Source organism: Terriglobales bacterium (genome assembly GCA_035764005.1).
Lineage (GTDB): Bacteria > Acidobacteriota > Terriglobia > Terriglobales > Acidobacteriaceae > Gp1-AA112.
The window spans coordinates 14578-28289 of the sequence record DASTZZ010000105.1 but is presented as its reverse complement, the minus strand read 5'-3'; the positions used below and the strand labels follow the sequence as shown (position 1 = coordinate 28289).

Annotated in this window: 11 protein-coding genes; 10 read left to right on the top strand and 1 reads right to left on the bottom strand. The window is 57.0% G+C overall.

Going from position 1 to position 13712, the window contains the following annotated elements:
- A partial coding sequence (locus VFU50_17015; protein HEU5234565.1) for a glycoside hydrolase occupies window positions 1-1635 on the bottom strand: 1635 nt, incomplete at its 3' end.
- A 410-nt stretch (window positions 1636-2045) separates the two neighbouring features.
- Here VFU50_17015 and VFU50_17010 point away from each other — a divergent pair.
- From VFU50_17010 to VFU50_16965, 10 genes are all read left to right on the top strand, one after another.
- The gene (locus tag VFU50_17010) at window positions 2046-2627 is read left to right on the top strand and encodes a hypothetical protein (protein HEU5234564.1); all 582 of its coding nucleotides are present in this window, start codon (window positions 2046-2048) and stop codon (window positions 2625-2627) included.
- 8 nt (window positions 2628-2635) lie between these two features.
- Window positions 2636-4654: an NAD-dependent DNA ligase LigA gene (gene ligA / locus VFU50_17005; protein HEU5234563.1), complete on the top strand. Its 2019-nt coding sequence runs from the start codon at window positions 2636-2638 to the stop codon at window positions 4652-4654.
- Between the two features lie 488 nt (window positions 4655-5142).
- Window positions 5143-5601 carry a polymer-forming cytoskeletal protein gene (locus tag VFU50_17000; GenBank protein HEU5234562.1) on the top strand — a complete coding sequence of 153 codons (459 nt, stop codon included), beginning with the start codon at window positions 5143-5145 and terminating at the stop codon, window positions 5599-5601.
- A gap of 76 nt (window positions 5602-5677) precedes the next feature.
- Complete coding sequence (locus VFU50_16995; protein ID HEU5234561.1) at window positions 5678-5884, top strand: hypothetical protein; 207 nt, start codon at window positions 5678-5680, stop codon at window positions 5882-5884.
- A gap of 153 nt (window positions 5885-6037) precedes the next feature.
- On the top strand, window positions 6038-7330 hold the full coding sequence (gene oxlT / locus VFU50_16990) for an oxalate/formate MFS antiporter (protein HEU5234560.1): 1293 nt from the start codon (window positions 6038-6040) through the stop codon (window positions 7328-7330).
- 90 nt (window positions 7331-7420) lie between these two features.
- Window positions 7421-8098 carry a response regulator transcription factor gene (locus VFU50_16985; GenBank protein HEU5234559.1) on the top strand — a complete coding sequence of 226 codons (678 nt, stop codon included), beginning with the start codon at window positions 7421-7423 and terminating at the stop codon, window positions 8096-8098.
- Between the two features lie 8 nt (window positions 8099-8106).
- A complete protein-coding gene (locus tag VFU50_16980; protein HEU5234558.1) occupies window positions 8107-9870 on the top strand; it encodes a HAMP domain-containing sensor histidine kinase in 1764 nt (587 codons plus the stop codon).
- Between the two features lie 39 nt (window positions 9871-9909).
- A complete protein-coding gene (locus VFU50_16975; GenBank protein ID HEU5234557.1) occupies window positions 9910-11457 on the top strand; it encodes a hypothetical protein in 1548 nt (515 codons plus the stop codon).
- Window positions 11457-12164, top strand: coding sequence for a hypothetical protein (locus tag VFU50_16970; GenBank protein HEU5234556.1), 708 nt, complete (start codon window positions 11457-11459; stop codon window positions 12162-12164). Before VFU50_16975 ends, VFU50_16970 begins: the two co-directional genes overlap by 1 nt.
- 340 nt (window positions 12165-12504) lie before the next feature.
- The gene (locus VFU50_16965) at window positions 12505-13443 is read left to right on the top strand and encodes an SPFH domain-containing protein (GenBank protein ID HEU5234555.1); all 939 of its coding nucleotides are present in this window, start codon (window positions 12505-12507) and stop codon (window positions 13441-13443) included.
- The last annotated feature ends 269 nt before the right edge of the window (window positions 13444-13712 follow it).

Genomic DNA, 13712 nt, shown 5'->3' with positions numbered 1-13712 from the left:
GTTCTGCGAGTCTGAGGCGGCAAATACTCCCATGCTCGACGGCGTTCCCGGATCGGGACGGGTGAGGTCGTCCGATATCTTTTCCCAGCTTTTCCCGCCGTTCGTGGTTTTGAACATCACGTTCAGGCCAAGCAGCAGCAGGTGCGGATCTTTCTTTGAGAAGATCAGCGGCATGGTGCGATTGGTGCGGTACTCGCCGAGGAGGAATGGCGTTACGTCTTCTACTTGCCCAGTGTCGCGGTGGTAGCGCGAGACCTTGAAGCGCGGCCCGCCATAGATGATGTTCGGATCGAGCGGATCTGGCGCAACATACGAATACTCGTCGGCACCGACCGAATGCCAGTCGCGGAAGGTGATCTCGCCATCGTTGCCACGGCTCAGGGTTCCCGCAGAGCCGCTCTCCTGCTGGCCGCCGTAAACCCAATACGGATGCTGATCGTCGGTGATGACGTGGTAGAACTGCGCCGTGGGCTGGTTGTACCACGAACTCCAGGTGCGTCCACCGTTCACGGTGATGGTCGCGCCCTGATCAACTCCCAGAAAAATGATGTCGGGATTTTTCGGATTGATCCAGATTGAGTGGTAATCATCTCCGCCCGGCGCTCCTTTCCAGGCGGTATAGGTCTGCCCACCATCGGTGGATTTGTACGACGAAGTGTTGGCTACATAGATTGTGTTTTCATCGCGCGGAGAAACACGCACCCAAGCGAAGTCGGAGCCGCGTCCCCAGACGCGCTCTTCGTTATTGACGAGCTTCCAGCTCTCTCCGGCATCGTCGGAGCGATAGACGCCACCTTTCGTTGGCGAATCCACCATCGCGTACATGCGTTTCGGATTGCTCGGGGCAATGCCAATTCCAATGCGGCCGACTTTGTCGTGTTCCCAATCTGGGAGACCGTCGGTGAGCTGTGTCCAATGGTCGCCGGCGTCGGTAGATTTGTACAGCCCGCTTCCCGGCGCGTTGTACGAATCGCCAGCCGTCCACGGACCGCGACGCGAGGCCCACATATCTGCATAGATGGTTTGCGGATTGGAAGGATCGAAAGCGAGATCGATCGCTCCGGTGTTTTCGTCTTTGTAGAGAATTTTCTGGAATGTCTGACCGCCGTCAGTTGAACGAAAAACTCCGCGTTCCGCGTTGGGACCGTATGGATGTCCGAGAACGGCTACATAGATTCGATTCGGATCGCCTGGATCCACGAGGATTGAGCCGATCTGCTGACCATCGCGCAAGCCGAGGTGAGTCCACGTCTTCCCGCCATCTGTGGATTTGTAAATGCCGTCGCCGGTCGAAAGATCTGGCCGACGCAGCCCTTCTCCGCTGCCGACGTAGATGATGTTGGGATCAGATGGAGCAAGAGCCATGGCGCCGATCGATCCTGTGGGTTGGCCGTCGAAGATCGGCGTCCACGTGCGCCCGAAATCGTCGGTCTTCCACACGCCTCCGTTATTCGGGGCCATGAAGAAGACATTCGGTTGATCGGGAATGCCTGCAATGGCCACCGTCCGGCCCGCGCGGAATGGGCCTATACAGCGCCAACGCAATTCCTTGTATGGAACTGAATTGTCCTGGGAGTACAGTGCGGAGGCGGCAAACAGCAAAACGAAGGCAGAAATCCATCGTCGCAATGACATGTGAGTCTTTCCTCGATTAAGAAGCTACAGAGGATAAATGTTCGCAGGCCGCAGCGGAAGTGCGGAACGGCAGGTCGATGCATATACAATCTTTCGCGTCACAGGGCGGCAAACAAGTTGAAGGCTCGCAATCCTATCATCCTGAGCGCCGCTGTTGCGCGAAGGATCTCCCTGAATGTTTCAGACTGAAAATGCAGTCGCGAGGCTCCTCGGCCCGGGAGGTGGATTTTTGGTGGAGGAGCCATGCCGACAGCAAGTAAGACCGATACATCGCGGGAGATCCTTCGCGCAACAGCAGCGCTCAGGATGACAGACCTTAAAAACATGGATCATGAATAATCCAATGGATCATGAATAATCCAGATGAATTGATTCTTTGAAGGAGAACTTCTCCCGTGTGGGCCACATCTATGAATAGACAAATTCTCGCGGTTCTATTTCTCTCTTGCTGTGTGACTGTTGCGCAAACCAACTCGTCAACGCCTGGTCAAGTTCCTTCTACGACAACTACCACGCAATCGGCTCCCACACCTCAGGCGAAAGAAGACGACGTTCGCTCAATTGACTCAATCCTCGGCGCCACCTACGACGTAATCTCCGGCTCTGCCGGCAAGAAACGTGATTGGGATCGCTTCCGCTCGCTGTTCTATCCGGGCGCACGGCTGATTCCCACTGGAAAGCGTCCGAACGAAACTGAAGTACGCTCACGTGTGCTCACTCCCGACGACTATGTCGAGCGCTCGGCTCCGTTTCTGGAGAAAGAGGGATTTTTCGAGCGAGGCGTTTCGAACAAAATTGAAACCTTCGGCAACATCGCGCAGGTCTTCAGCACCTACGAATCGCGCCACAACGCCGGCGACGCGCAACCCTTTCAGCGCGGCATCAACAGCTTTCAGCTCGTCAACGACGGCAAACGCTGGTGGATCATGACCATCATGTGGGAGGCCGAGACGCAGGAGAATCCGATTCCGCAGGAGTACCTGAGAAAATAAATACAGGTATGCCCGCCAAGGCCAAAGATTCAACAGATATCGAAGCGCTGCGAGATCAGATTCGGCACCACGAGCACCGCTATTACGTGCTCGACGACCCTGAAATCAGCGATGCCGAATTCGATGTCCTCATGCAGCAGCTCAAGAAGATCGAGGCTGCGCACCCTGAGCTGATCACCCCAGATTCCCCTACGCAGCGCGTTGGAGGGAAACCGCGCGAGGGCTTCATCAAGGCGCAGCACTCGAGCCCGATGCTCTCGCTCGACAACGCCTACAACGAGCAGGAATTTCGCGATTGGGCGCGCCGAGTTTACGAACTCACTGGCAAAAGCAAAGTCGATTTCGTCTGCGAGCTGAAGCTGGATGGCATGTCGCTCGCACTCTCGTATGAAGACGGACAGCTTGCGCGCGCGCTCACGCGCGGCGATGGCACCACCGGCGAGGATGTGACTATCAACGTGCGCACCATGCCGACGGTGCCGCTGCGCATCGATCACAGGAAGCTCTCATCAGCAGGCATTCCTGGCCATTTCGAAGTGCGCGGCGAAGTGATCATGCCGATCAAAGCGTTTTTGCGACTCAACGAAGAGCGCGAGCAGCAGGGGCTCCCAAGGGCAGCTAATCCACGCAATGCGGCAGCGGGAAGCATTCGCATGCTCGATCCGAAGATCGTGGCCAGCCGGCGGATGGACTACTTCGCTTACTTTCTGCTGCGCGACGGCAACAGCTTTCTTCCGAGCCATTTTGAGTCGCTGAACATGTTGGAGAAAGCCGGATTCAAAGTGAATCCGCATCGCATTCGAACGAATGATCTCGATGAGATTCTCGGCTTCGTCAACAAGATGGAAGCTCAGCGCGAGAAGCTTCCGTACGAAATCGATGGAATCGTCGTGAAAGTCGATTCCACGCAGCAGTGGCGTCAGCTCGGGTTTACCGGAAAGGCTCCGCGCTGGGCGATTGCCTACAAGTACGCCGCGCGTTCGGGAGTCACGCAGATCGAAGACATCCTCGTGCAGGTCGGACGCACGGGCAAGCTGACGCCTTTGGCTGCCCTGCATCCGGTGCCGATCGGCGGAACGACCGTGAAACGCGCCACCCTACACAACCAGGACGAGATCGATCGTCTTGGAGTAAAGATCGGCGACTGGGTTCTGGTCGAACGCGGCGGCGATGTGATTCCCAAAATAGTAAAGGTCGTCGAAGACAAGGATCATCCGCGCGGCCATCGCACCTTCGAATTTCCCACGCACTGTCCTGAATGTGGAGGCAAAGTAGTGCGCGCCGAAGGCGAGGCCGACCATCGCTGCGTGAATGCCAAGTGCCCGGCGAAGCTGCGCGAGAGCCTGCTGCATTTCGCCTCGCGCGGCGTAATGAATATCGAGGGCATGGGCGAATCGCTAGTGAATCAGCTCGCCGATCGCGGACTGGTGAAAGACATTGCCGATATCTATGGGCTCGATGAAACCAAGCTGCTTTCTCTCGAGCGGATCGGGAAGAAATCTGCAGATAATCTTTTGCGCGAAATTGACGCCTCGAAGAAATTGCCTTTGGAACGAGTAATCCTGGGCTTGGGAATTCGATTTGTAGGCGAGCGCACGGCGGAGCTTCTCGCCGAGCATTTTGGCAGCATGGACACATTCATGAATGCCGGCTTCGACGAACTGCAGCAGGTCACCGAAGTCGGTCCCCGGGTGGGTGAAGCCATCACGGAGTTCTTCTCCGAGCCGCGCAATCGCGAGCTGGTCGAACGGCTGCGAAAAGCAGGCCTGCGCTTTGAAGGAGAGAAGAAAGAGCGGGGCACCAAACTGGCGGGCAAGACCTTCGTCCTGACCGGCACGCTGCCGAATCTCAGCCGCGACGAAGCCAAGAAAATGATCGAGGACGCCGGGGGGAAGGTCTCCGGCTCGGTCAGCAAGAAAACAGACTACGTCGTGGCGGGCAGCGATCCCGGCTCGAAGCTCGACAAGGCTCGGGATCTGAAGGTTGCTGTGATTGATGAGGACGTATTCAGGAGCCTTTTGAAATAGCCAACAAGCCGCCGGGACGCCCGTCTCCACGTTGGTCTGGCTTCATGCTCTCGCACCGAATCAGCGGCATTTAAGGCTTTTCTCCCACGCAAGAAGTGCCGGACCAGAGCGCAAGAATTACATGACTTTACGCGCCTGCGAGCCGCGAAAATCCACTGCTTAAGCGCAGAAAATCCCCATTTGAAGCAGAGTTGAACCTAGTTAGAACTAAGTCGAAAACATCTGGCACTTTAGGTGCTCAGATTGTTTGCACAATCGTAATCCAGCGGTACACTCTCTGCTAGAAAATCGCAAGACGCCAGCACCATCCGGTTCGCTCTTGGCCCGAGTCGGGAGTCAGCGTTGGAGCTAGCGACACTTGAACTAGAAAGAGACTGAAGGAGACATAGAACTCAATGTGGAAGCCAGCCAACCCCCAAGCGCCAAACCAGCCGAACAGCACTCCGGCACCTAACCCGACTCAGAGCAAGCCAGCCCCGACCCCGGCCATGGAGACCCCTCGCCCGATGCCAACTTCTGAACCAACTCCCGCTCCCGCCAACCGCAATGCCGTCCTGAACACCCAGGAGCAGGCGACGATCGGCAAGAGCCTCGTTATCAAGGGCGAAGTCACCGGATCCGAGTCGCTGTACATCGACGGCAAGGTCGAAGGCTCCATCCAGCTTCCGGGAAATCGCGTGACCATCGGCCGTAACGGCCAGGTTTCGGCGAACATCAACGCCCGCGAAGTGGTTGTGCTCGGCAAAGTTCGCGGCAACCTGACGGCCAGCGACCGCGTTGACATCCGCAACGAAGGCTCGCTCACCGGCGACGTCGTGGCGCAGCGCATCAGCATCGAAGATGGCGCCTTCTTCAAGGGCGGCATCGACATCCGCAAGCCCGGACAGCAGAAGGACAGCAAGGAGCCCGTCTCCATCGAGTCCTCGGCAGTCGCGGCTCGCGCTTAATCGGCTCCGTTTTATTTGACGGCCTGTCCTGCGCGAGCGGGACAGGCACGTCATTGCAGCAAAGGTCCAAAGAGAAATGATTCAGAAATTCCTGCAAGTCCTGTCGCTTAGCTGTCGTCATCGTCACACGTCAAAGCCATTCGCCGCAGCCAGCGCAAGCTCCAGCCGCAATTCGGATTGGGAGCCTGTAGGCCAGGGCGGCCATTATGTCGTCTGCCTCGATTGCGGCCAGAAGTTCGCCTATGACTGGAGCACGATGCAGGTGATTCGGAAAGTCAGCTAGCGATAGGCAATAAGCAGTAGGCAATAGGCCAAGATTCTGAGCGCCGGCGCGTTAGCGTCGGCGTTTTGCCTTTGGAGAGCTAACCCGTCGCGCTAACTTCAGCTTGCTTATTGCTTTGCAATTTTGAACGCTTCTCGCTATATACAGAGGACCGTGGCTGGCGCACCTGTCTCGATCCACTCGTCGGCAACTCGAGCGGCCGGCCGCTGGGTACAGCTCATCGCCGGAATTATCGCCATGATGGCGGTGGCGAACCTGCAGTACTCCTGGACTCTCTTCACTGGCGAGCTTACAGCCAGCCTCCACGCAACGCTGCCTGCAATCCAGGTGGCGTTCTCGACATTCCTCATCGCGGTCACTTGGCTTGTCCCGTTTGACGGCTACTTGATCGACCGCTTCGGTCCGCGTCCAATCATGATCTGCGCTGGAGTGCTCGTCGGTATTGGCTGGATAGGTGCTGGAAGAGCTTCGACGGTCACTGAGCTTGTGATCGTGTACACCATCGGTGGGATCGGCGCGGGCATCGTTTATGGCGGCACGATTGGCAATGCTCTGAAGTGGTTTCCTGATCGCCGCGGTCTCTGCGTTGGCCTGACGAGCGGCGCTTATGGACTCGGGACGGCGTTGACCGTTTCGGGAATCGCATCGATGATCCGCTCCTCCGGATACGCGCGCACTTTCATCGTGTGGGGGCTGGCGCAAGGAATTGTAGTTGTCCTATCGGCGCTCGTAATGGAGAACCCGCCCGACGACTGGATGCCCGCCGGCTATGCTCCAAATCGGGAGCGATCGACTGCAAAGGTTCTTAGCTCCGGACTCGAGATGTCGCCCTGGCAGATGATGCGAACCGGCCCATTCTGGCTCATCTACCTGATGATGACGCTCATGTCGTTCGGTGGACTGATGGTCACCGCTCAGCTAAGTCCGATTGCGAAGTTCCACAACGTAGACAAGGTCATCGTGATCTTCGGCATGTCCGCTCTCGTCCTGGCAATCCAGATCGATCGCATTCTCAATGGGCTTACTCGCCCATTTTGGGGCTGGGCTTCGGATCATCTCGGGCGGGAGAACACGATGTTTGCGGCATTCACGCTGGAAGCAGCTGCAGTATTCCTCCTGCTGCGGCTCGCCGATCATCCGGTTTGGTTCATCGCACTCTCCGGCCTGTGCTTCTTCGCGTGGGGTGAAATCTTCTCGTTATTCCCATCGATTACTGCGGATCTGTTCGGAGCAAAATGGGCGACCACAAACTTCGGAGTAGTGCTCACCGGGGCAGGAGTCGCGTCCATTTTCGCCGGGCCGATAGCCGCAATGGCTTCAGTGAAATCCGGCAACTGGACCAGCGTGTTCTGGGCCATGATCGCCTGCGACATCATCTCGGCCCTGCTCGCGCTTTTCTGGCTCAAGCCCACGGCGCGCAGATTGCTAACTCCGCGCGATCAATAAAATCCGTGGGATCAGTGGCGGGTTTCGTTTTACAAATCCTTGACAATTCGTCCCTGACCGGTTGATACCCTAAATCAACCAAAACTCAGCATGGATCGTATCCTCGTTATTGAAGATGACCCGAAGGTTCAACGGGCGATGAGCCGTCTTTTTGAGCCCGAAGGCTTCGCCGTGGAAATCGCCGGAACCGGTGATGCAGGCCTTCAGGCCTTTGCCGCCCGACAGCCCAATGTCGTCATTCTCGATTTGCGTATGCCCGGAATGGGAGGACGCGAAGTTTGCCAGCAGATCAAGCGGCGGGCTCCCGCAATGCCGATCATCGTAGTGAGCGCGGCATCCGACGTGATGGACAAGGTTCTGCTGCTGGAGCTTGGCGCCGACGACTACGTCACCAAGCCATTCTCCCCGCGCGAGCTTCTGGCGCGCACGCGTGCGGCACTCCGGCGCTCAACCCGCGTTCCGAATGAGGAACGCTTTGCTTTTGACGAAGTCTCCGTCGACTTCACGCGCATGCAGCTCACTCGATCGGGCGAGCCGGTGACTATGACCGCGCAGGAGTTCAAGGTGCTGAAGTTCATGGTAGAAAACCGCGAGCGCGTGATCTCGCGCGATGAGCTATTGAACGAAGTCTGGGGCTATCAGGATTATCCAAGCACGCGCACGGTGGACAATCACATCCTCAAGCTCCGCCAGAAGCTGGAACAGGAGCCGGCGAATCCCGCGCACTTCCTCACCGTACATGGCGTAGGATACCGCTTCGTGCCGTAGTCAATTCCGTGACCCTTCGCGCCAAATTCCTGCTTGCGCTGCTGCTCATCTCCGTCTTCCTGACGGGAGCCAGCCTCATCGTTGTCCGACGCGTAGTAAGCGCACACGTTCGTGCGCAGGTCATTCAGGACGTACATAACTCTGTCACTACCTTCGAGAACGTACAGCGCCAGCGCGAGGAAAACTTGGTGCGCTCGGCCGATCTCATGGCCGATCTGTCGATCATCCGTGCTCTTATGACTACGCATCACGCAGCCACGATTCAGGACGCGTCGACCGAACAATGGCAAACCGCCGGCAGCGATCTCCTCGTCCTTACCGACGCCGGCGGCAAGATGATGGCACTGCAGTCAAACTCCCGGGATTTGAGTCGTGATGAGATCCAAAAGCAGGTAACTTCATCGCTCCCTCCAGCGGAAGGCGTTTCCTGGTGGCTCTGCGGTAAACATCTGTTCGAAGTCGCGATGCGTCCGATTTACCTGGGCGAAGCAGAACGAAATCGCGTGGTTGGATTTCTAGCGCTCGGATCGGAGATTGATGAGAAGGTAGCCCGCGAGCTGAGTCAGGTTGCCGGCAGCCAGGTAATCTTCCGCGCGAATGATTCGCTGGTGCGCAGCACGCTTGCGCCTGCGCAGGAACGGGATTTCTCTTCGAAGCTTCCGGATTCGCTGCTGGCGCGCTCCCCGCGAGAAATCAGTCTCGGCGACGAGAAGTTTCTTGCCGAGGACGTTCAGCTCTCGGCCGCTCCAACGCATGTTCGTCTCACCGTTCTCAAGTCGCTCGACCAGTCCACCCGCTTCCTCACCGATCTCGATCGCCTCATTCTCGCTTTGGGAATTCTCGCTCTCGTCTTCGGCGCGACCCTGGTTTGGATCATCTCCAGCAGCATCACCAAGCCGCTGAGCTCTCTCGTCGAAGGCGTGCGTGCGCTGGGCCAGTCGGACTTCGAGTATCCACTAACCAAAGGCGGACGCGACGAAGTGGCTGAGCTGACTGCGGCCTTCAGCCGCATGCGCGCCGATCTGCAGCAAAGTCAGCACGAATTGCTCGAAAGCGAACGCCTCGCGACCATCGGACGTATGGCCAGTTCAATTTCGCACGATTTGCGGCACTATCTCTCGGCCATCTTTTCTAATGCAGAGTTCTTGAGCGACTCCCGCCGCGCTGTTGCCGAAAAGCAGGAGCTTTATGAAGAGATTCGAATCTCCGTCATGCAGATGAACGAACTCATCGACTCGCTGCTCGAGTTTTCGCGTACCCGTGAGTCGCTGCGCCTCGGACTTTCGCATCCTGAAGAAGCGATTCAGGCGGCCATCCAGAGTATCCGCACACGCCCCGAATTTCGGAACGTCGCGTTTGCCGTTAGCTCCACCGGCACTCATGAAGGCATGTATGACATGAAGCGCCTGGAGCGCGTCTTTCACAATCTTTTCTTGAATGCGTGCGAGGCGGCTTGTACTGAATCGGGAAGGATTCAGGTGGACATCCGCGAACTGGATAGCAGAGTCGAAATTCGCGTTATCGACAACGGACGCGGCATTTCGCAAGATCATCAAGCCAAAATCTTCGAACCTTTCTTCACGCACGGCAAAGCCAACGGCACCGGCCTGGGGCTGACGATTGCGCAGAAGATCGTTCAAGACCACGGCGGCGATCTCAGAATCGAGAGGACCTCAGCAGAAGGAACCTCGATTCTGGTCACTCTGCCCGTTTTGGGACCCACCCTGGCAGGCCATAAGGTTGTAACCAGCACTCCGGTGAACGTGATCTGACCTGGCTTCACGGGACCGGAACCCGAAGGAGTCTTGCACATGAAAGTTCCAATTGCCGGAAGCGTCATGCTCCTGGTCATTGCCAGCGTAGCTCTCGGTCAGCAGGCCTCGTCGACAAACGCAAACGGCTCTGAGTCACAACTGGCGGACGCAGTGCGCCAGCTTCAGGCTCAGATTTCGGAGCTGCAAAACTCGGTGGCGGAGCTGCGCAGCGAGGCCGATCGCTATCGCGCACAGACGCTGGAGCTGGAGCGCCGACTGGAGGCGGTCGCGCCTGCTTCGGCTGCGCCGAATGTTGAGCCGACCCCTCAGGCGCTGAGCACGGAGGCGGAGCAACAGACTCCTTCATCCTCGACGAGCGCGCGGCTGGCCAAACTCGAAGACGAATACTCCCTGCTCACCGGCAAAGTGGACGATCAGTATCAGACAAAAGTTGAGAGTGGATCGAGATATCGTGTGCGACTCTCCGGCCTGGTCATGCTGAACATGTTCGGCAATCGCGGCGTTCCCGACAGCATCGACAATCCTGGCGTTGCGATTGCCAGCTACGGGCTGTATGGCACAGGCTCGGTCGCAGGTACGCTGCGGCAGTCGCAAATGGGAGTGGAGATCTTCGGACCAGAATGGGCCGGAGCCCGAGTGAGCGGCGATCTCCGTTTCGATTTTGCCGGAGGTTTTCCCGACACCGATAACGGCAGCGTGCTCGGCCTGATGCGGCTGCGAACCGGTAACGTTCGCATGGATTGGTCACATACGTCCCTTACGGCCGGACAAGACGCGCCCATGTTTTCTGCGATCTCGCCGACTTCGCTCATTGCGCTGGCGCAGCCGGAATTCGCGTATGCCGGCAATTTGTGGACCTGGGTGCCGCAGGTGCAACTGCAGCACTGGGTCGATTTGGGAAGTTCACAGCGACTGAATTTCTCGGCGGGTATTCTCGATCCACTCACCGGCGAAAGCCCGCGGGGGCAGTTTTATCGGGCAGCAGGAGCGGGCGAGCTCTCGCGTCAGCCTGGATACTCCGCGCGCATTGGATGGTCGGGCGGCAAAGATGAAGATCATCCCGCGTCGTTCAATGTTGGAGGCTACTTCAGCCGGCAGAATTGGGGATTCAACCGCGTCGTCGATGGCTGGGCGGGAACCGCAGATTGGCAGATTCCGCTCATTTCTCGTCTGGGTCTCAAAGGAGAATTCTTTCGCGGACAAGCTCTGGGTGGATTTGGCGCCAGCAGCGGCCAGAGCGTCGTTTATTCAGACGTGTTGCAGAATCCACTCGCTATCGTGAAAGGCCTCGATGACGTCGGTGGATGGAGTCAACTCAGCCTGCAAGCAAGGCCTACTCTGCAGTTCAATGCTGGATACGGGCTCGATAATCCGTTCTCAAAGCAGATTCGGCAATTCGCCGCGCGTCAAAACGTGCTCTATCCCGGTTTGGGAAGGAACATAAGCGCCATGGGCAATGTGATTTACCGTCCGCGGTCTGATCTTCTGTTCTCTCTCGAGTATCGCCACATCGTTTCCTCGCGGCTGACGAACGTGCGGGCTTCAGCGGACAATATTGGCATGGGCATCGGGTTGCTGTTCTGATGAAATCTGTTCACATTCGGTCCTCGATAGCGACCGTAGCATACCTCTGCGCACTCGCGCTGCCTCTTCGCTCCGCGGAGGTTACAGCATCGGTTCGCGTGAGTGGTGTGAACAGCGGCGATCCGAGCGGAGCCGTGGTTTCACTCACGCCACTGGATCCAGCGCAGCGGCAGGCGCTCAAGGAACCTCCTGTTCATGCCACCCTGCTCCAGAAAAACAAAACTTTTTCTCCGCATGTCCTCGTAGTCCCGCCAGGTTCAACTGTTGATTTCCCCAATCATGATCCCTTCTTTCACAACGTCTTTTCTTTGTTCGAAGGTAAGAGGTTCGATTTGGGACTCTACGAGTCTGGCGCAAGCCGTTCGGTGAAGTTCGATCGCACGGGCGTGAGCTACATCTTCTGCAACATCCATCCACAGATGAACGCGATTGTCATCTCGCTCGACACGCCGTACTACGCGATCGTCGGCAGTTCGGGCGAGGCCAAGATCGCGAATGTCCAGCCCGGTGAATATCTCATGCAGGTATGGGCGGAAGGTTTGACGCGCGAGCAGATGGACAAACTCTCGCGCCGAATCACGGTTAGTGATGCGCCGATCAAACTAGGCGCGTTGGAAATTCCATCAACCGAAACCTTGGCTCAACACAAAAATAAGTACGGCCGCACCTACGATCCAAGCACTGCCGCGCCCTACGAACCACACTAGATCAAAACCTCTGAACACGGAGGACACGAAGGTTAGATTGGCTAGGCGGAACGCTTGACAATTTCGCAATGTGAGCTCTCTTCCTTAGCACCTACTACAGCGACTGACGTAGAGCAGTGTCTTAGTTGCTGTATCCCCAATATCCTGTCATCCTGAGCCAAGGAGCGAAGCGACGCGGGCGAAGGACCCTGTAGTTTCCCTTTTTTGGCTACACCAACACTGAAATCGCTCTAGTTTCCTCTGTGGCTTCTGTGTCCTCCGTGTTCAAAGCCTTTGATTTTTCGCCGAAAATCAGAAAAATCGGGTTACTCTCACAGCACACCCCTTCCAGGAGCGCATCATGGATCCAAGCCTCATTGGCTTTATCGTTCTTGCTGTCATCGTCGTCGCCACCATTCTCAGTGGACTGTTCACTGTCGACACCGCCGAAGCTGCCGTCATTCAGCGCTTCGGCAAATTCGTGCGCATCGCCGGCCCGGGACTGAATTTCAAGCTGCCGTGGTTCGAGCACGTTGCCGGACGTGTGAATCTACGCGTTCAACAGTTCCGCGTTGAAGTCGAGACCAAAACGCGTGACAACGTCTTCGTGAAAGTCATGGTCTCAGTCCAATATCAAGTTCTTCAGGACAAGGTGTATCAGGCGTACTACAAGCTCCAATCACCTGGAGAGCAGATCACGTCATACGTCTTCGACTCAGTGCGGTCGCAGGTTCCGAAGATGGCCGTCGACGATGTCTTCGAAAAGAAAGATGACGTCGCCGATGCCGTGAAGACGGAGCTTTCCAACGTCATGAACGATTTTGGCTACATCATCATCAAAGCGCTCGTCACCGACGTGGATCCCGATCCCAAAGTGAAATCGGCGATGAACGACATCAACGCGGCGCAACGCGAGCAGGTGGCAGCGCAGGCTCGCGGTGAAGCCGAGAAGATTCTCAAAGTAAAACAGGCCGAAGCCGACGCCGAAAGCAAAGCCCTGCAGGGTAAAGGCATCGCCGATCAGCGCAAAGCAATCATCAACGGTCTGCGCGAGTCGGTTGAGGCGTTCAAAGAGAGCATCGAAGGCGCGCAAGCCAAAGACGTGATGGCACTGGTGCTGATGACGCAATACTTCGACACGCTCAAAGAGATTGGTTCGCAGGACAAGAGCAACACCATCCTGATGCCGCATTCTCCCGGCGCCATGATGGATTTCTATCAGCAGATTCAAAACGCGACGCTCATCGGCAGCGAGGCAGCAGCGAAGGTGCAGGCCGCGGCGGCAGGAGGGAAGGGATGATTGGCCCACTGCCTGGTCGGTAATTGCGCACTCTATACAGACACTGTCATCCCTCAAGCCGCAGCGTGGCTGTGTAAAGCCTCCTGAAGCTCTAAGCGGCTTGGGGGATCTGCTTTTCTTCAGAGGCAAACAACAGATCCCCCGCGCAGCAAAAGCAATATTCCTAGACCGAGTGGTTCTTCGCTGCTGCGCGACGGATGACAGTGTTATATCGAAAGCGCAGCTAAGACGAATGAGAGTTGGAGCAAAATCCTTCGAGTGCTCTCGAA

Excerpts from the sequence above, each read along its gene's own strand:
- VFU50_16995 (HEU5234561.1), top strand. The coding sequence starts at position 5,678 with ATGATTCAGAAATTCCTGCAAGTCCTGTCGCTTAGCTGTCGTCATCGT.
- VFU50_16985 (HEU5234559.1), top strand. The coding sequence starts at position 7,421 with ATGGATCGTATCCTCGTTATTGAAGATGACCCGAAGGTTCAACGGGCG.
- VFU50_16975 (HEU5234557.1), top strand. The coding sequence starts at position 9,910 with ATGAAAGTTCCAATTGCCGGAAGCGTCATGCTCCTGGTCATTGCCAGC.
- ligA (HEU5234563.1), top strand. The coding sequence starts at position 2,636 with ATGCCCGCCAAGGCCAAAGATTCAACAGATATCGAAGCGCTGCGAGAT.
- VFU50_16970 (HEU5234556.1), top strand. The coding sequence starts at position 11,457 with ATGAAATCTGTTCACATTCGGTCCTCGATAGCGACCGTAGCATACCTC.
- VFU50_17010 (HEU5234564.1), top strand. The coding sequence starts at position 2,046 with ATGAATAGACAAATTCTCGCGGTTCTATTTCTCTCTTGCTGTGTGACT.
- VFU50_17000 (HEU5234562.1), top strand. The coding sequence starts at position 5,143 with ATGGAGACCCCTCGCCCGATGCCAACTTCTGAACCAACTCCCGCTCCC.
- VFU50_16965 (HEU5234555.1), top strand. The coding sequence starts at position 12,505 with ATGGATCCAAGCCTCATTGGCTTTATCGTTCTTGCTGTCATCGTCGTC.